Source organism: Cedecea davisae DSM 4568, from assembly GCF_000412335.2.
Lineage (GTDB): Bacteria > Pseudomonadota > Gammaproteobacteria > Enterobacterales > Enterobacteriaceae > Cedecea > Cedecea davisae.
Window position 1 is genome coordinate 4176478 of sequence record NZ_KE161030.1, and the last position, 17255, is coordinate 4193732.

Consider the following 17255-nt stretch of genomic DNA (forward strand, 5'->3'; position numbering starts at 1 on the left):
TTAATGAGTAACCGTGATGCGTTGCTGAACACCTGTTATGGGCCGGTTAGCGCGCAGGTCATAGAGCGGGCGAAAGAAGTTCGCCTGCTGATTCTGGATGTCGATGGCGTTATGTCAGACGGCCTGATTTACATGGGCAATAGCGGCGAAGAGCTGAAGGCCTTCAACGTGCGCGATGGCTACGGCATTCGCTGCGCCCTGACCTCCGGGATTGAAGTCGCTATTATTACCGGAAGGAAAGCAAAACTGCTGGAAGACCGCTGTGAAACTCTGGGTATCACGCACCTCTATCAGGGGCAGTCAGATAAGCTCATCGCCTTTCGCGATCTGCTGGCAAAGCTGGCGCTCTCTCCAGAGCAGGCGGCTTATATCGGTGACGACCTGATCGACTGGCCGGTAATGGAACAAGTGGGCTTAAGCGTAGCCGTTGCAGACGCCCATCCGCTGCTCACGCCAAAGGCTGACTACGTTACCCGAATTAGCGGCGGGCGCGGCGCGGTGCGGGAAGTTTGCGATCTGTTATTGATGGCGCAAGGTAAGCTTGACGAGGCCAAAGGGCAATCCATATGAGTAAGACCAAACGTTGGCTTATTATCCTGCTCGCCATCGCGGCGCTGGTCCTGATCGGCCTGAATCTTACGGATCGTGACGAACCTGGCGTAACCGTCAATAATAATGATCCCACCTATCAGAGTGAGCTTTCCACAACGGTAGTGTACAACCCGCAGGGCGCGCTGAATTACAAACTGATAGCCCAGCATGTTGAATATTTTTCGGATACGGGGATTTCCTGGTTCACCAAACCGGTGATGACCCAGTACGATGAAAAGAAGGTCGCCACCTGGGAAATTCACGCCGATCGCGCCAAACTTACCGATGACAAAATGCTCTATTTGTACGGCAACGTGGTGGTAACGGCGCTGACCCCGGAGTCGCAGTTACGCAAAATCACGACAGACAATGCGCAGGTTAACCTCGTCACCCAGGACGTTGCGTCCGACGACCTGGTTACCCTGTACGGTACCAGCTTTAATTCCAGCGGCCTGAAAATGCGCGGCAACTTACGCAGCCAAACTGCACAGCTGATTGAAAAGGTTAAAACCTCTTATGAAATCCAGAATAAACAAACTCAGCCTTAAACTTGTTCTGCTTGGTACGCTCTTTGCCGCACCATGGTCCGCCTGGGCGCTGACCGGTGATACCGAACAGCCGATTCATATTGAATCGGACCAGCAGTCCCTCGATATGCAGGGTAACGTCGTCACCTTCACCGGTAACGTCGTGGTGACTCAGGGCAGTATCAAAATCAACGCCGACAAAGTTGTCGTCACCCGTCCCGGCGGCGAGCAGGGCAAAGAGGTGATCGACGGCTACGGCAACCCGGCAACCTTCTACCAAATGCAGGACAGCGGGAAGCCGGTAAAAGGCCACGCCTCCACCATGCATTATGAGCTGGCCAACGACTTCGTCGTGCTGACCGGTAAAGCTTACCTGGAACAGCTGGACAGCAATATCACCGGCGACAAGATAACTTACCTGGTGAAAGAGCAAAAAATGCAGGCGTTTAGCGATAAAGGCAAGCGAGTCACCACCGTGCTGGTGCCGTCTCAGTTGCAAAACAAAAACGGCCAGCAGCCGGCACAGAAAAAGAGTAACTAATTCGTCATGGCAACTTTAATTGCGAAAAACCTGGCTAAAGCCTACAAGGGCCGCCGCGTAGTCGAAGACGTCAGCCTGACCGTTAAATCAGGCGAAATCGTTGGGCTGCTCGGGCCAAACGGCGCCGGTAAAACCACGACGTTTTATATGGTTGTAGGTATCGTGCCTCGCGATGCGGGCAATATCATCATTGATGATGAAGACATCAGCCTGCTTCCGCTGCATGCCCGCGCACGCCGTGGTATCGGCTATCTGCCTCAGGAAGCCTCTATTTTCCGCCGCCTGAGCGTTTTCGATAATCTGATGGCGGTGTTGCAGATTCGCGATGACCTGACCTCAGAGCAGCGCGAAGACCGCGCCAACGAGCTGATGGAAGAGTTCCACATCTCTCATCTGCGCAATAGCCTCGGGCAGTCGCTGTCCGGCGGGGAGCGCCGCCGCGTTGAAATAGCCCGCGCGCTGGCAGCAAACCCAAAATTCATCCTGCTGGATGAACCTTTTGCCGGCGTAGACCCGATTTCCGTAATTGATATCAAACGCATCATCGAGCATCTGCGCGACAGCGGCCTCGGCGTGCTGATTACCGACCATAACGTCCGCGAAACGCTGGCCGTCTGCGAACGCGCCTATATCGTTAGCCAGGGCCACCTGATTGCCCACGGCACGCCGGAAGAAATCCTTGAAGACGAGCAAGTTAAGCGAGTCTATCTGGGCGAAGAGTTCAGACTCTGATAGGGTGGGAAGTCTTACACGACTTATTTGAGGACGTTTGCTCTGAACATGAAGCAAGGTTTGCAATTACGGCTTAGCCAACAACTTGCTATGACGCCCCAGCTACAGCAGGCAATTCGCCTGTTGCAGCTCTCGACGTTAGAGCTTCAGCAAGAACTCCAGCAGGCACTGGACAGCAATCCATTGCTTGAGCAAACCGACCTGCATGATGAAATCGATACTCAGGAAATGCCTGAGAGCGAAGCCATGGACACCCGCGAAGCCCTCGAACAGAAAGATATGCCCGAGGAGCTACCGCTGGACGCCAGTTGGGATGAGATTTATACCGCAGGAACCCCTTCGGGCACCGGCACCGACTATCTCGACGATGAGCTTCCCGTTTATCAGGGGGAAACGACCCAGTCGCTTCAGGACTACCTGATGTGGCAAGTTGACCTGACGCCCTTCTCCGACACGGACACCGCGATTGCAACTTCGATAGTCGACGCGGTAGACGAAACCGGGTATCTCACCGTCCCGCTGGAAGACATTCTGGAAAGCATGGGCAACGACGAGGTTACTCTCGATGAAGTCGAAGCGGTGCTTAAGCGCATTCAGCGCTTCGATCCGGTAGGCGTGGCGGCAAGAGATTTGCGCGACTGCCTGCTGATCCAACTTTCTCAATTCGCCAAAGAAACGCCCTGGCTGGCCGAAGCTCGCCTGATTGTTAGCGACCATTTAGATCTGCTGGCTAACCACGATTTCCGCGCCTTAATGCGCGTCACAAGAATCAAAGAAGACGTACTGAAAGAGGCCATGTGCCTGATTCAGTCGCTTGACCCACGCCCCGGCCAGTCCATTCAAACCGGCGAGCCTGAATACGTTATTCCGGACGTGCTGGTGCGTAAGCTACAGTCGCGCTGGACCGTAGAGCTTAACTCCGACAGCATTCCCCGCCTCAAAATCAACCAGCAATATGCCGCCATGGGCGGAAATACCCGCAATGACAGCGATTCGCAGTTTATTCGCAGTCACCTGCAGGAAGCGAAGTGGTTGATTAAAAGTCTCGAAAGCCGCAATGATACGCTGTTACGCGTTAGCCGCTGCATTGTGGAGCAGCAGCAGGGCTTTTTTGAGCATGGCGAAGAGCACATGAAGCCGATGGTGCTGGCGGATATTGCCCAGGCGGTAGAGATGCACGAATCGACCATCTCAAGGGTGACGACGCAGAAGTATTTGCACAGCCCGCGCGGCATTTTTGAATTAAAGTATTTCTTCTCCAGCCATGTCAGTACCGAAGGCGGCGGCGAAGCCTCCTCAACGGCAATTCGTGCGCTGGTGAAGAAGTTAATAGCTGCGGAAAACCCCGCCAAACCTCTGAGCGACAGTAAATTAACCTCAATGCTGTCGGATCAGGGTATTATGGTGGCACGCCGCACAGTTGCGAAGTACCGAGAATCTTTATCCATTCCACCGTCAAACCAGCGTAAACAGCTGGTGTGACTTCACCGATAAGGAAGACACTATGCAGCTCAACATTACAGGGCAAAACGTCGAGATAACCGATGCACTGCGTGATTTTTTGAACGCTAAGTTTGCCAAACTGGAGCAGTACTTCGAAAGAATCAACCAGGTCTATATTGTATTAAAGGTGGAAAAAGTGACTCATGCGGCGGATGCTACGCTGCATGTGAACGGTGGAGAACTGCATGCCAGCGCCGAAGGCCAGGACATGTATGCCGCGATTGACGGACTGATTGATAAACTGGCCCGACAGTTAACAAAACACAAAGATAAACTAAAACAACACTGATAATCCGGGCATCAGATGTGCATACGGTCGGCCCGCTGCCTGTGTAGCGGGCCGTTCGCACAAAAAATGCTTAGGTGAACTTATGATGAACAACGATTCGGCTCTACAACTGAGCAATGTCCTTAACCAGGAATGTACTCGCAGTGGCGTCCACTGCCAGAGTAAAAAACGTGCGCTGGAAATTATCAGCGAACTGGCAGCAAAACAGCTTGGCCTGCCGCCGCAGGTCGTTTTCGAAGCCGTATTAACCCGCGAACGTATGGGCAGTACCGGCATTGGCAACGGCATTGCAATTCCCCACGGCAAGCTTGAGGAAGATACGCTGCGCGCCGTTGGCGTCTTTATCCAGCTGGAAACGCCTATCGCTTTTGATGCTATCGACAACCAGCCGGTGGACTTGCTGTTCGCGCTGCTGGTGCCGGCGGATCAAACCAAGACCCACCTTCATACGCTGTCTCTGGTGGCGAAGCGTCTGGCGGATAAAACCATTTGCCGCCGCCTGCGTTCGGCCAGCAGCGATGAAGAGCTTTACCAGATAATTACTGAAACAGAAGTCGATAACGCCAGCGAAAACGAATAATCGGCACGTTTGATGTACCGGACAGATAAATCGGGGGAATGATTACATGGTGCTGATGATTGTCAGCGGCCGCTCAGGTTCAGGGAAGTCTGTAGCCTTGCGCGCACTGGAAGATATGGGATTCTACTGTGTGGATAACCTGCCGGTTGTTCTGCTGCCGGAGCTGGCAAAAACGCTTGCTGACCGGCAAATTTCCGCCGCGGTCAGTATTGACGTGCGCAACATGCCGGAATCACCGGAGATCTTCGAGCAGGCGATGGACAATCTGCCGGATGCTTTCTCGCCGCAGCTGCTGTTCCTGGACGCCGACCGCAACACCCTGATTCGCCGCTACAGCGATACTCGCCGCCTGCACCCGCTCTCCAGCAAGAATCTTTCGCTGGAAAGCGCTATCGACGAAGAGAGCGACCTGCTCGAACCGTTGAAATCCCGCGCGGACTTGATTATCGACACCTCGGAAATGTCGGTTCACGAGCTGGCTGAAATGCTGCGTACCCGCCTGCTGGGCAAACGCGAGCGCGAGCTGACGATGGTGTTTGAGTCCTTCGGCTTCAAGCACGGCATCCCGATTGATGCGGACTATGTGTTTGACGTTCGCTTCCTGCCTAACCCGCACTGGGACCCGAAGCTGCGCCCGATGACCGGCCTCGACAGACCGGTTGCCGCCTTCCTCGACAGGCACACAGAAGTACACAATTTTATCTACCAGACCCGCAGCTATCTTGAGTTATGGTTACCCATGCTGGAAACCAACAACCGTAGCTATCTGACCGTCGCTATCGGCTGTACCGGCGGTAAGCACCGTTCGGTTTATATTGCAGAGCAGCTGGCCGACTACTTCCGTTCGCGCGGCAAGAACGTCCAGTCCCGACACCGCACGCTGGAAAAACGTAAAACATGACCGTAAAGCATACCGTTGAAATCACCAATAAGCTGGGCATGCACGCCCGCCCGGCTATGAAGCTGTTTGAACTGGTGCAAAGCTTTGACGCCGAAGTAATGCTGAGAAATGAAGCAGGAACCGAAGCCGAAGCCAGCAGCGTGATTGCTCTGCTGATGCTGGACTCCGCCAAGGGGGGGCACATCGAGGTGGAAGTGACGGGTCCTGAGGAAGAACAGGCTCTGGCGGCGGTAATCGCGCTGTTCAATGCCGGTTTTGACGAAGACTAAGCGGGTATCGCGGCATTAGCCGCGCCCCATTTTCCACACCGCGGCTACGTTACGCGCCGTTATGCGTATATTTTCCTCCGCCTGTTCAAGCGCCTCCGGTAAGGTCTGGATCCGGTTAAGCACTGAAAATACGGCGTCTATTCCATATTGATGCACCACCCCGTAATCAGGCGCCATACCGCCCGCCAGCGCAATCACCGGCACATCAAATCGCTTAGCGACTCTTGCCACGCCTGCCGGGGTTTTACCGTGTATCGTCTGGCTATCAATCCGCCCTTCTCCGGTAATAACCAGGTCCGCGCCTTCAATAGCCTCTGCCAGCTTTAACGCTTCGGTGACTATTTCAACGCCCGGCCGCAGCCTGGCATTCAACAGCCCGAACAGCGAAGCCCCCATTCCTCCCGCAGCCCCCGCTCCGGCCACATCAATAACCGGCTTGCCGCCGAGCCGCTCAATCTGCTCGCCATAGTGCCTGAGAGCAGCATCCAGCTGGCTGACCATTTCCGGCGTCGCGCCTTTTTGCGGTCCAAATACCGCAGAAGCTCCCTTTTCACCGCACAGCGGGTTATCAACATCGCAGGCGACCAAGATTTCGGTTTGCAGCAATCTCGGGTCCAGCAGACTCAAGTCCAGCGAGCTCAGCTCCGCCAGCGCCGCGCCTCCGGCACTTAGCTGCTGCCCTTTGGCATCAAGGAGCTTTGCGCCCAGCGCCTGCATCATGCCAGCTCCACCGTCGTTCGTAGCGCTACCGCCAATGCCGATAATGATTTTGCTGACGCCGTACTCCAGCGCCGCAAGGATAAGCTCGCCGGTGCCGAAAGTACCGGTTAATAACGGGTTACGCTGCGCCACGGGAACCAGATGCAGACCGGAGGCAGCGGCCATTTCAATGATTGCCATGTCCTCTGCGCCCGTCAGGCCAAAAAAGGCTTCAACCGGCTGCCCGAGCGGGCCGGTCACCGTTACCGGAATGACTTTCCCATCGGTGGCGGCAACCATCGACTCGACGGTACCTTCCCCGCCGTCGGCCATCGGCAGCTTTACATAATTGGCATGCGGGTAAATTTCGCGAAAACCCTGCTCAATAGCCGCGGCAACCTGCATTGCGCTCAGGCTTTCTTTAAAAGAATCGGGGGCAATAACAATTTTCATGGCGACCTCATTCAACCGCGGCATAGCACAACCAGGCGGCGAACTGCGGAAGGAAGAACAACCGCCGGAGGGCGCTCGGGCGGTTATTTTAAATTATGCTGCTCGAGGAAGGACTCCCCGCCCAGCTGACGCATCTGGCGCATGATCCACTGCTGCCGCTGGCGAATATAGCCGGATGGCGCATTGGCTTTAAAACGAATCGGGTTGGGTAATACCGCGGCCAGCAGTGCCGCTTCTGCCGGAGTCAGGCGGCTGGCTGGCTTGTTAAAATAGCGCCGTGAGGCCTCTTCAACGCCAAAAACACCTTCACCGAACTCGGCGATATTCAGGTACACCGTCAAAATCCGCCGTTTACTCCACGCCGTTTCCAGCCCAACGGTCAGCCCGGCCTCCAGACCTTTACGCAGCCAGCTACGCCCGTCCCACAGAAACAGGTTTTTGGCCGTTTGCTGGGAGAGCGTTGAAGCGCCGCGAACGCGGTTCTCATTACGCTCATTGTGCGCGAGCGCTTTCTCGATAGCGGCGGTATCAAATCCCCAGTGCTCGGGGAATTTTTGGTCTTCAGAGGCAATAACCGCCAGCCCCATCCACGGCGAAATTTCGTCCATAGATACCCAGTCGGAGTGGGCGACATAGCCAAAATTGCCGCTCGCCCAGGCGCTGACCTGGCGCTCAACCATTACCGCGGAAAACGGCACGGGGACAAAACGAAACAGCAGCAGCCCGAAAAGCCACAGGCCGCCAACCGCGATCAAAGCCCTCAGAAGCCAGCGTTTCACCCACTGCAACGGTGCAAAACGCCCTTTCCTCACGCGCTCAGTTCCAGCACGCGTGCAACCAGCTTGTCGATACCGATGGCCGCTTCGTTAATGTTTTGTGCCAGCATATAAGCAGGCGTAGTCACGACCTTACGATCTTCATCAACAACGATATCCTCTACCGGGCAGGGAACATGCTCTGCGCCCATCGCTTCCAGCAATTCAGCGGTATCGATATCCGTCCCGATGGTTAGCCTCAGAGGCATATCCAGAATCTTTGGCAACATCGCCGGAGCAATGCACATAAAGCCCAGAGGCTTTCCCTGCTCGTGGCATTCGCGCGCAAGGCGGCGTAAATCAGCATCAACTTCACATTCAGCACCCTGGGCGGCAAACGTGCTCAGGTTTTTAGCCGCGCCAAATCCACCCGGCACGATCAGGCCGTCGAGCGCTTCGGACACCGCCTCGCGCAAAGGCAGAATATTGCCGCGCGTAATGCGGGCCGCTTCCTGCAGAACATTGCGGCCGCCGTTAGCGGTCTCGCCGGTAAGATGGTCGATAACGTCAGACTGAGGTTTATCGGGTGCAAAGCAAACCGCCTCGGCACCGGCACGGGACAGCGCCAGCAGCGTTAGCACCGCCTCGTGGATTTCGCTGCCGTCGTAAACGCCACAGCCACTTAGCACTACGCCGATTCTCTTCATTTGAACGCTCCTTTACTTAAAGCCTGCTTCAGTATCAGCCGAACCATTTGCTCGTTATGCTTCACATATTTTACTGATTCACGTAACAAATATTTCAAGCTTTGCTATCTTATATGGCTGACGGCCCGCGAATTGCTGGTTGTGCCATTAATTAATTCAACGCTTAAAAAAGGCGCAACCCTGTTTTCCCTGGTGTTGGCGCAGTATTCGCGCACCCCGGCCTGGCCGGGGTCATTTTTTTCCAGCTTCGGCTACCCACGCTTTTAATACGTTAACGTCGTGCTGCCACTCTTGTTTCAGCTCTTCGATCCATTCGCCAACGTTATCTGACCACGCAGGTAAATCCGGCGACTGAATCTGCTGGGCAACCTGCTGTAGATGGCGCAGACCGACCGAGCCAGCCGCACCTTTAATTTTATGCCCCTCTTCCACCACGCCTTTGTTATCCCGCGCGGTCATATTGGAATCGAGCACTTCTAAATAACCCGGCATCATTTTTTCGAACATCGCCAGGCCATCGGTTATTAATTTTGGCCCTACCAGCTCGATATATTGCTCAAGCATGGGAATATCGAGCAGCGCTTGCTGTTTTTCACTATCGACTTTTGTCACCACAGGCTCCTTGTCCGTTATCTGGTTATCCCAGAACTTTTGGATCATCGACATCAGTGCCGGCACGGCGAGCGGTTTACTCAACACGTCATCCATTCCGGCTTCCAGGTACTCGGTCTTGTTTTTCAGCACGTTAGCTGTAAGCGCGACCAGCGGCGGCAGCTCACTTTTGCTAAAGCGTTTATTCAGCTCGCGGGAGATATCCAGCCCGGTCATGTCCGGCAGTTGAATGTCCAGCAGTACGAGGTCATATTCCCCTGGAATAAACATCTCCAGCGCTTCTTTCCCGGTCATCGCCACATCAACGCTGTTCCCCAGCTTTTCGAGTACCGAGCGCGCCACGATGACATTCAGCTCGATATCTTCCACCAGCAGGACGTGCAGGGCCGGCAGCGGCATCTCGTCGTCGTCGAGCGTATCCTCAACCTCTTCGGCTACGCTTGGCGCCTGCACGGTCAAGGTAAACAGCGAGCCTTCACCCGGCTTGCTGGTCACGGTAATATCGCCCCCCATGCTCTTCGCCAGGCGGCGCGATACCGCAAGGCCAATACCGGTGCCGGTCGCCGGTTTACCACCGTGGCTGTCTTTCACCTGGTAGTACATGGCAAAAATTTTGTCCTGCTCATCCTGAGGGATGCCGATACCCGAATCCTGCACTTCAAAGCGCAGGCAGCTCTCCTCTTCATAACGAACCCGCACCGTCACCAGCCCGCCTTTCGGGGTAAACTTCACCGCATTACTGATAAGGTTCCACAGAATCTGGCGCAGGCGCGTGCCGTCCGTCACCACTTTATGCGGCAGCGGCAACGTCGGATCCATAACAAACGATAGCCCTTTTTGCTGAGCCTGCAGGCCGGAGAGGTTTTCGAGGTCGGCAAGGAAGCTGGTGAAATCCACCGGCTGATTATCAAGCTGCACTTTGCGGCGCTCAAGTTTATCCATATCGATAATATCGTTGAAGATATTGCCGAGAGTGATGGCCGAAACGTGAATGGTTTTCAGGTAATTGGTCTGTTCGGCGCTCAGGTCGGTATCCAGCAGAATACGGCTCAGGCCGACAATGCCGTTAAGCGGCGTGCGCAGCTCGTGGCTGATAGTAGAGATAAACGTGGTCTTATCCCGGCTGGCGCGTTCCAGGGCATCCTGGTAGCGTTTACGCTCGGTAATATCACGCCCAAAGCCCATCAGGCCATGGCGTTTCCCCACGCGGTCGTAATAAGGCACTTTACGAATTTCGAAGCAGGCTTTGCGCCCGTCCGGGTAATCAAGCCACTGCTCGTAGGTTAGCGACACGTTGTGGCGGAAGACTTTCTCGTCGGTCTCCAGCACTTTTTCGGCGGCCTCGGCAGAGTAAACGTCCTGCGGTTTGAGGTGGATTAGCTGCTTTTCGCTTTTCCCGGTCAACAGCTCCATCGCCCGGTTACAGCCGGAGAATTCTTTATCTTCGTTGCGGTAGAACACCAGGTCAGGGGAAGCATCAAGGAAGGAGCGCAGGAAAGAGGACTGCTGCTCAAGCCGGATTTGCGTCTCTTCACGCTCCTGCATCTCCACTTTAAGCTGCTCAAGCATAGTCTGGCGCTCGGCTTCCGCCTTCACACGGTCCGCAATTTCCTGGTTGAGCTGGGCGATATTATCTTTTAGCTGGACGTTGAGGATCAGGTCACGCTCGCGCATCTCCTCAAGTTTTTCCACCAGCTTCGACAGGCGCTGCCTGGACTCTTCAAGCTGCTCAACAACGACCGACAGGAAGTAGACCGCCCACGGCGTGATCAACAACCCAAAAAAGATGGAGCGAACAACATCGATGCTTTCGACCTGGCCGCGCAGCAGCATGGTGACGGCCATCTGCACCACCATCGCCAGCACGACCAGAGCCGAAGCCAGCAGCAGGGAGAAGCGCACTAACCCCAGCTTCACCATAAGATCGACGTAATACTGCGCTAATAACCGGATTTGCTTCATGGAACCCTTCCTTCGCCGTGGATGCGCTAAATATACCGCAAAAAGGGCTAACGCTCAGGTATTACGAAAGAAGTGAGAGATCCCACGGCGTACCGAGAGCCGATCCTTGCGTTCCATGTTCCAGCAGGTAGCGATCTATCTCCACCATCGCCGTCCAACGGTTTTCACACCATAAAGGCGCCAGCAGCGTAGGGCGGCGTGCGCTGGCGGAGATGCGGTGGAACACCACGTCGAGGGGCGTATGGCGAATCATCTCTGCGGCGGTTTGCACGTATTCCTCAAGCTCAATGCCGCCGAGGCGGCCCGCACGCCAGCTTTTCGCCATAATGCTGCCTTCAACAATGTGTAGCGGATGCAGCTTCAGGCCATCCACGCCGGTTTCCACCACCCGCTCCAGCGTTTCCATGCACTGCTGCTGCCCCTCGCCGGGCAAACCTACAATCAGGTGGCTACAGACTTTCAAACCACGGGCACGCGCCCGCCGCGTGGTTTCTTGATAGCAGGCAAAATCATGCCCCCGGTTGATACGGTGCAGGGTTTTATCGTTCGCCGTCTGTAGACCCAGCTCCAGCCAGACCTCGTACCCTTGTTCACGGTATTCGCTCAACAAATCGAGCACGCTGTCGGGCACGCAGTCCGGGCGGGTTCCTACACACAGGCCGACAATTCTGGCCTGGCTCACCGCCTGCTGATACATCGAACGCAATACCTGAACCTCTGCCCAGGTGCTGGTGTAGGCCTGAAAATAAGCCAGATAGCGCTGCGCGCGATCCACGCGGCTGGCCTGCCGCGCGAGCTGCACGGCAATAGAGTTGTGCTGCTGTTCTTCATCGGCAAAAGAGGCGACATTGCAAAAAGTGCAGCCCCCGCGCCCGATAGTACCGTCGCGATTCGGGCAGCTAAACCCGCCGTGAAGCGAAAGCTTGTGGACCTTTTGCCCGTAACGACGAGAGAGATCGCCGCCAAACATATTGACTAATTTCTGTAACTGCATAATCTGATGGGCCGTCCCGAAAAAGGGGCCTAGCCTGCCATTTTCTGTTCGCCCCGGCGATGACCTGGATCAATCGCTTCGGCGCAGCTTTAGCTATTGAATAATCATTCAAAATTAGTGCAATTTTATCCACCCTAAGCGTAATTACTTTTCCTTATGACGCATCCCTTTATTTAAAGAATATGACGCCCGGTGAAAAACAGTGTCATGCTGCACACCGCGAGGGTTAGGCAGCATATCGTGCTGGCAATATCATTCATGCCAGCATGGTCTGGAGTTTCACAGGCTTTCGGATAGTGAGGACGATCACATAAAGCCCGACGTTAGCAGACCTTTCTGAATGTGCAAAAAAGACAAAAAAATCTTCTTATTCATATCGTTAACCCACCCTTAGCACAATTATGTATAAATAAGAATGCCATTTGACCTGTGTGCTCTTTCCCGATAAGTTGGAAATCCGCTGGAAGCTTTCTGGATGGGTTCTGTGCCCATCATATTTATGCAGTAATTGAGATTCCCTCTAAAGCAAGTCCTCAACACTTGTGACACCGGATGCGTTGGACATTAAGAGGGCGACACGCGAGGCAAGCGTAAGATGCGCAAACCCCGTCGCCATGCCCTTGCTGCGTCCACGCGCAAACGGTTGGGGGTAACGTAGAGCCTGGGGAGGTTCACTGATATGTTGTACGATAAATCCCTCGAGAAGGATAACTGTGGTTTCGGCCTGATCGCCCACATAGAAGGCGAACCTAGCCACAAGGTAGTGCGTACCGCTATTCACGCACTGGCCCGTATGCAGCACCGCGGCGCGATTCTGGCCGACGGTAAAACCGGTGATGGTTGCGGCCTGTTGCTGCAAAAACCGGATCGTTTCTTCCGCATCGTTGCAGAAGAGCGCAATTGGCGTTTAGCTAAAAACTATGCCGTTGGCATGATTTTCTTAAGCCAGGATGACGCGCTTGCCCGCGCCAGCCGCCGCATTGTTGAAGAAGAGCTGCAAAACGAAACCCTGTCTATTGTTGGCTGGCGCGAAGTGCCGGTTAATAAAGATGTGCTCGGTGAAATCGCCCTCTCCTCTCTGCCACGTATTGAGCAAATTTTCGTTAATGCCCCGGCGGGCTGGCGTCCTCGCGATATGGAACGTCGCCTGTTCATCGCCCGTCGCCGTATCGAAAAACGCATCCAGGAAGACAAAGACTTCTATATCTGTAGTCTCTCTAACCTGGTGAACATCTATAAAGGTCTGTGTATGCCGGCGGATTTGCCGCGCTTCTACCTGGACCTGGCGGATCTGCGCCTGGAATCAGCCATTTGCCTGTTCCACCAGCGCTTCTCCACCAACACCGTACCTCGCTGGCCTCTGGCTCAGCCGTTCCGCTATCTGGCGCACAACGGCGAGATCAACACCATTACCGGTAACCGCCAGTGGGCACGCGCTCGTACCTATAAATTCCAGACGCCGTTGATTCCTGACCTGCACGACGCCGCGCCGTTCGTCAACGAAACCGGCTCTGACTCCAGCTCCATGGATAACATGCTTGAGCTGCTGCTGGCGGGCGGGATGGATATCGTTCGCGCTATGCGTCTGCTGGTTCCGCCTGCCTGGCAGAACAACCCGAATATGGACCCGGAGCTGCGCGCCTTCTTTGACTTTAACTCCATGCACATGGAGCCGTGGGACGGCCCGGCCGGTATCGTTATGTCCGACGGGCGTTTCGCCGCCTGTAACCTGGACCGTAACGGCCTGCGCCCAGCACGCTACGTTATTACCAAAGATAAGCTCATCACCTGCGCGTCCGAGGTTGGGATCTGGGATTACCAGCCGGACGAAGTGGTTGAAAAAGGCCGCGTTGGCCCCGGCGAGCTGATGGTTATCGATACCCGCGTTGGCCGTATTCTGCATTCCGCAGAGACCGACAACGATCTGAAAAGCCGCCACCCTTACAAAGAGTGGATGGAGAAAAACGTTCGCCGCCTGGTGCCTTTTGAAGAGCTGCCGGACGAACGCGTCGGCACTCGCGAAATGGACGACGACACGCTCGCCAGCTATCAGAAGCAATTTAACTACAGCAGCGAAGAGCTGGACTCGGTCATTCGCGTGCTGGGCGAGAACGGCCAGGAAGCCGTTGGCTCAATGGGCGATGATACCCCGTTTGCCGTGCTTTCCAGCCAGCCACGCATTATTTATGACTACTTCCGCCAGCAGTTTGCACAGGTGACTAACCCACCTATCGACCCGCTGCGTGAAGCCCACGTTATGTCGCTGGCCACCAGCATTGGCCGCGAAATGAACGTCTTCTGCGAAGCGGAAGGCCAGGCCCACCGCCTGAGCTTCAAATCGCCAATCCTGCTGTGGTCCGATTTCCAGCAGCTGACCACGCTGGAAGAAGAGCATTATCGCGCCGATACGCTCGACATCACTTACGACGTTACGGAAAAATCACTGCACGAAACCGTAGCGGCGCTGTGCGACGAAGCCGAACGTATGGTTCGCAACGGCACGGTATTGCTGGTGCTGTCCGACCGTAATATTGCCAAAAACCGCCTGCCGGTTCCGGCTCCAATGGCCGTTGGCGCAATCCAGACTCGCCTTGTGGACAAGAGCCTGCGCTGCGACGCTAACATCATCGTTGAAACCGCCAGCGCCCGCGACCCGCACCACTTTGCGGTTCTGCTCGGCTTTGGCGCCACCGCAATCTACCCATACCTCGCTTATGAAACTCTGGCGAAGCTGGTTGATAACGGCGCAATCGACAGAAACTACCGCACGGTGATGCAGAACTACCGCAACGGGATCAATAAAGGGCTGTACAAGATCATGTCCAAAATGGGCATCTCGACTATCGCCTCTTACCGCTGCTCCAAACTGTTTGAAGCCGTCGGCCTGCACAAAGAAGTGTCCGAGCTTTGCTTCCAGGGTGCAGTCAGCCGCATCGGCGGCGCGGGCTTCGCCGACTTCCAGCAGGATCTGCTGAACCTGTCCAAGCGTGCCTGGCTGGTGCGTAAGCCGCTGGATCAAGGCGGGCAGCTGAAGTTCGTCCACGGCGGTGAATACCACGCCTATAACCCGGACGTGGTTCAGACGCTGCAAAAAGCAGTGCAAAGCGGCGACTATGGCGATTACCAGCAGTACGCGAAGCTGGTCAACGAACGCCCGGTGGCAACGCTGCGCGACATGCTGACCCTGAACCCGCAGGATGAGTCCGTCAAAATTGAAGATGTTGAGCCAGCCAGCGAGCTGTTTAAACGCTTTGATACCGCGGCGATGTCCATTGGAGCATTAAGCCCGGAGGCACACGAGTCGCTGGCCGAAGCAATGAACAGCATCGGCGGTAATTCCAACTCCGGTGAAGGCGGCGAAGATCCTGCCCGCTACGGCACCAACAAAGTGTCACGCATCAAGCAGGTGGCTTCCGGCCGCTTCGGCGTAACACCGGCCTACCTGGTCAACGCCGACGTTATCCAGATTAAAGTTGCTCAGGGCGCTAAGCCGGGCGAAGGCGGCCAGCTGCCGGGTGATAAAGTGACGCCGTACATCGCGAAACTGCGCTACTCCGTGCCGGGCGTGACGTTGATTTCTCCGCCACCGCACCACGATATTTACTCTATCGAGGACCTGGCGCAGCTGATTTTCGACCTTAAACAGGTCAACCCGAAAGCGATGATCTCCGTGAAGCTGGTTTCTGAACCGGGCGTCGGCACCATCGCGACCGGCGTGGCGAAAGCCTATGCCGACCTGATTACCATCGCCGGTTATGACGGCGGCACGGGTGCCAGCCCGCTTTCTTCCGTGAAATACGCTGGCTGCCCGTGGGAGCTTGGCCTGGTAGAAACCCAGCAGGCGCTGGTAGCAAACGGTCTGCGTCACAAGATCCGCCTGCAGGTGGATGGCGGCCTGAAAACCGGCCTCGATATCATTAAAGCGGCTATTCTCGGCGCGGAAAGCTTCGGCTTCGGCACCGGGCCAATGGTCGCCCTGGGCTGTAAATACCTGCGTATTTGCCACCTGAACAACTGCGCGACCGGCGTAGCAACCCAGGATGACAAGCTGCGTAAGAACCACTATCACGGCCTGCCGTTCAAAGTGACCAATTACTTTGAATTTATCGCCCGCGAAACCCGCGAGCTGATGGCACTGCTGGGCGTGAAGCGTCTGGTGGACTTAATTGGCCGCACGGATCTGCTGAAAGAGCTGGAAGGCTTTACCGCCAAGCAGCAGAAGCTCGATCTCTCGGCGCTGCTGAAAACCGCAGAACCGATGCCGGGCAAAGCGGTGTACTGCACCGAGCACAACCCGCCGTTTGACAAAGGCGACCTGAACGCGCAGCTGTTAACCCAGGCGCAGCCGTATGTTGATGACAAGCAGAGCAAAACCTTCTGGTTTGACATCCGCAATACCGACCGCTCCGTGGGCGCTTCGCTTTCCGGCTACATCGCGCAGCATAACGGCGACCAGGGTCTGGCAGCAGACCCAATCAAGGCACATTTCAGCGGCACCGCGGGCCAGAGCTTCGGCGTGTGGAACGCTGGCGGCGTGGAATTGCACCTGACCGGCGATGCCAACGACTATGTAGGCAAAGGCATGGCAGGCGGTCTGATATCACTGCGTCCTCCGGTAGGCTCGGCCTTCCGCAGCCACGAAGCGACGATTATCGGCAACACCTGCCTGTACGGCGCAACGGGCGGCAAGCTGTACGCAGCAGGCCGCGCGGGTGAACGTTTTGCGGTGCGTAACTCCGGTGCTATCACCGTGGTTGAAGGTATCGGCGATAACGGCTGCGAATACATGACCGGCGGTATCGTCTGCATTCTTGGCAAAACCGGGGTTAACTTCGGCGCGGGCATGACCGGCGGCTTCGCCTACGTGCTTGACGAAGACGGCGAGTTCCGTAAACGCGTGAATCCGGAACTGGTTGAATTACTCGACGTGGAAGAACTGGCGATTCATGAAGAGCATCTGCGCGGCATGATAACCGAACACGTTCAGCTAACCGGCTCCCAGCGTGGCGAAGAGATCCTGGCGAACTGGCCATCCTTCGCGGCGAAATTCACCCTGGTTAAACCGAAGTCCAGTGATGTCAAAGCATTGTTGGGTCACCGCAGTCGTTCCGCAGCTGAGCTGCGGGTGCAGGCGCAGTAA

Annotated in this window: 15 protein-coding genes; 10 read left to right on the plus strand and 5 right to left on the minus strand. The window is 55.7% G+C overall.

The genetic code is table 11. The features are described from left to right. Nucleotides 1-3: 3 nt before the first annotated feature. From kdsC to npr, 9 genes are all read left to right on the plus strand, one after another. Nucleotides 4-570, plus strand: a complete 567-nt coding sequence (kdsC, locus tag HMPREF0201_RS19020; protein ID WP_016538388.1) for a 3-deoxy-manno-octulosonate-8-phosphatase KdsC — start codon at nucleotides 4-6, stop codon at nucleotides 568-570. Then, entirely contained in the window at nucleotides 567-1139 is a 573-nt protein-coding gene (gene lptC, locus HMPREF0201_RS19025) for an LPS export ABC transporter periplasmic protein LptC (protein WP_016538389.1), read from the plus strand. The genes kdsC and lptC overlap by 4 nt, the downstream gene beginning before the upstream one ends. Next, entirely contained in the window at nucleotides 1108-1659 is a 552-nt protein-coding gene (gene lptA, locus HMPREF0201_RS19030) for a lipopolysaccharide ABC transporter substrate-binding protein LptA (RefSeq protein ID WP_016538390.1), read from the plus strand. The genes lptC and lptA overlap by 32 nt, the downstream gene beginning before the upstream one ends. 6 nt (nucleotides 1660-1665) lie before the next feature. Next, complete coding sequence (gene lptB, locus HMPREF0201_RS19035; protein WP_016538391.1) at nucleotides 1666-2391, plus strand: LPS export ABC transporter ATP-binding protein; 726 nt, start codon at nucleotides 1666-1668, stop codon at nucleotides 2389-2391. A gap of 48 nt (nucleotides 2392-2439) precedes the next feature. Beyond that, complete coding sequence (rpoN, locus tag HMPREF0201_RS19040) at nucleotides 2440-3873, plus strand: RNA polymerase factor sigma-54 (RefSeq protein WP_016538392.1); 1434 nt, start codon at nucleotides 2440-2442, stop codon at nucleotides 3871-3873. Nucleotides 3874-3895: 22 nt separating this feature from the next. Continuing rightward, entirely contained in the window at nucleotides 3896-4183 is a 288-nt protein-coding gene (gene hpf / locus HMPREF0201_RS19045) for a ribosome hibernation promoting factor (protein ID WP_016538393.1), read from the plus strand. An 82-nt stretch (nucleotides 4184-4265) separates the two neighbouring features. Beyond that, complete coding sequence (ptsN, locus tag HMPREF0201_RS19050) at nucleotides 4266-4763, plus strand: PTS IIA-like nitrogen regulatory protein PtsN (RefSeq protein WP_016538394.1); 498 nt, start codon at nucleotides 4266-4268, stop codon at nucleotides 4761-4763. A gap of 46 nt (nucleotides 4764-4809) precedes the next feature. Further along, the gene (gene rapZ / locus HMPREF0201_RS19055; RefSeq protein ID WP_016538395.1) at nucleotides 4810-5664 is read left to right on the plus strand and encodes an RNase adapter RapZ; all 855 of its coding nucleotides are present in this window, start codon (nucleotides 4810-4812) and stop codon (nucleotides 5662-5664) included. Next, the gene (npr, locus tag HMPREF0201_RS19060) at nucleotides 5661-5933 is read left to right on the plus strand and encodes a PTS phosphocarrier protein NPr (RefSeq protein ID WP_016538396.1); all 273 of its coding nucleotides are present in this window, start codon (nucleotides 5661-5663) and stop codon (nucleotides 5931-5933) included. The genes rapZ and npr overlap by 4 nt, the downstream gene beginning before the upstream one ends. A gap of 15 nt (nucleotides 5934-5948) precedes the next feature. Here npr and HMPREF0201_RS19065 read toward each other — a convergent pair whose 3' ends face one another. The 5 genes from HMPREF0201_RS19065 to mnmL all read right to left on the minus strand — a co-directional run bounded on the left by HMPREF0201_RS19065 (nucleotide 5949) and on the right by mnmL (nucleotide 12115). Further along, the gene (locus tag HMPREF0201_RS19065; RefSeq protein WP_039899446.1) at nucleotides 5949-7085 is read right to left on the minus strand and encodes a glycerate kinase; all 1137 of its coding nucleotides are present in this window, start codon (nucleotides 7083-7085) and stop codon (nucleotides 5949-5951) included. Nucleotides 7086-7168: 83 nt separating this feature from the next. Further along, nucleotides 7169-7897 carry a monofunctional biosynthetic peptidoglycan transglycosylase gene (gene mtgA / locus HMPREF0201_RS19070; protein WP_016538398.1) on the minus strand — a complete coding sequence of 243 codons (729 nt, stop codon included), beginning with the start codon at nucleotides 7895-7897 and terminating at the stop codon, nucleotides 7169-7171. After that, on the minus strand, nucleotides 7894-8547 hold the full coding sequence (gene elbB / locus HMPREF0201_RS19075; protein ID WP_016538399.1) for an isoprenoid biosynthesis glyoxalase ElbB: 654 nt from the start codon (nucleotides 8545-8547) through the stop codon (nucleotides 7894-7896). Before elbB ends, mtgA begins: the two co-directional genes overlap by 4 nt. A gap of 231 nt (nucleotides 8548-8778) precedes the next feature. Beyond that, nucleotides 8779-11121 (minus strand): aerobic respiration two-component sensor histidine kinase ArcB, encoded by a 2343-nt coding sequence (gene arcB, locus HMPREF0201_RS19085; protein ID WP_016538400.1) that lies wholly within the window; start codon nucleotides 11119-11121, stop codon nucleotides 8779-8781. A gap of 61 nt (nucleotides 11122-11182) precedes the next feature. After that, nucleotides 11183-12115 (minus strand): tRNA modification radical SAM protein MnmL/YtqA, encoded by a 933-nt coding sequence (mnmL, locus tag HMPREF0201_RS19090; protein ID WP_016538401.1) that lies wholly within the window; start codon nucleotides 12113-12115, stop codon nucleotides 11183-11185. 679 nt (nucleotides 12116-12794) lie between these two features. On the opposite strand from mnmL, the gene gltB reads away from it, so the two are divergent. Then, the gene (gltB, locus tag HMPREF0201_RS19095) at nucleotides 12795-17255 is read left to right on the plus strand and encodes a glutamate synthase large subunit (RefSeq protein ID WP_016538402.1); all 4461 of its coding nucleotides are present in this window, start codon (nucleotides 12795-12797) and stop codon (nucleotides 17253-17255) included.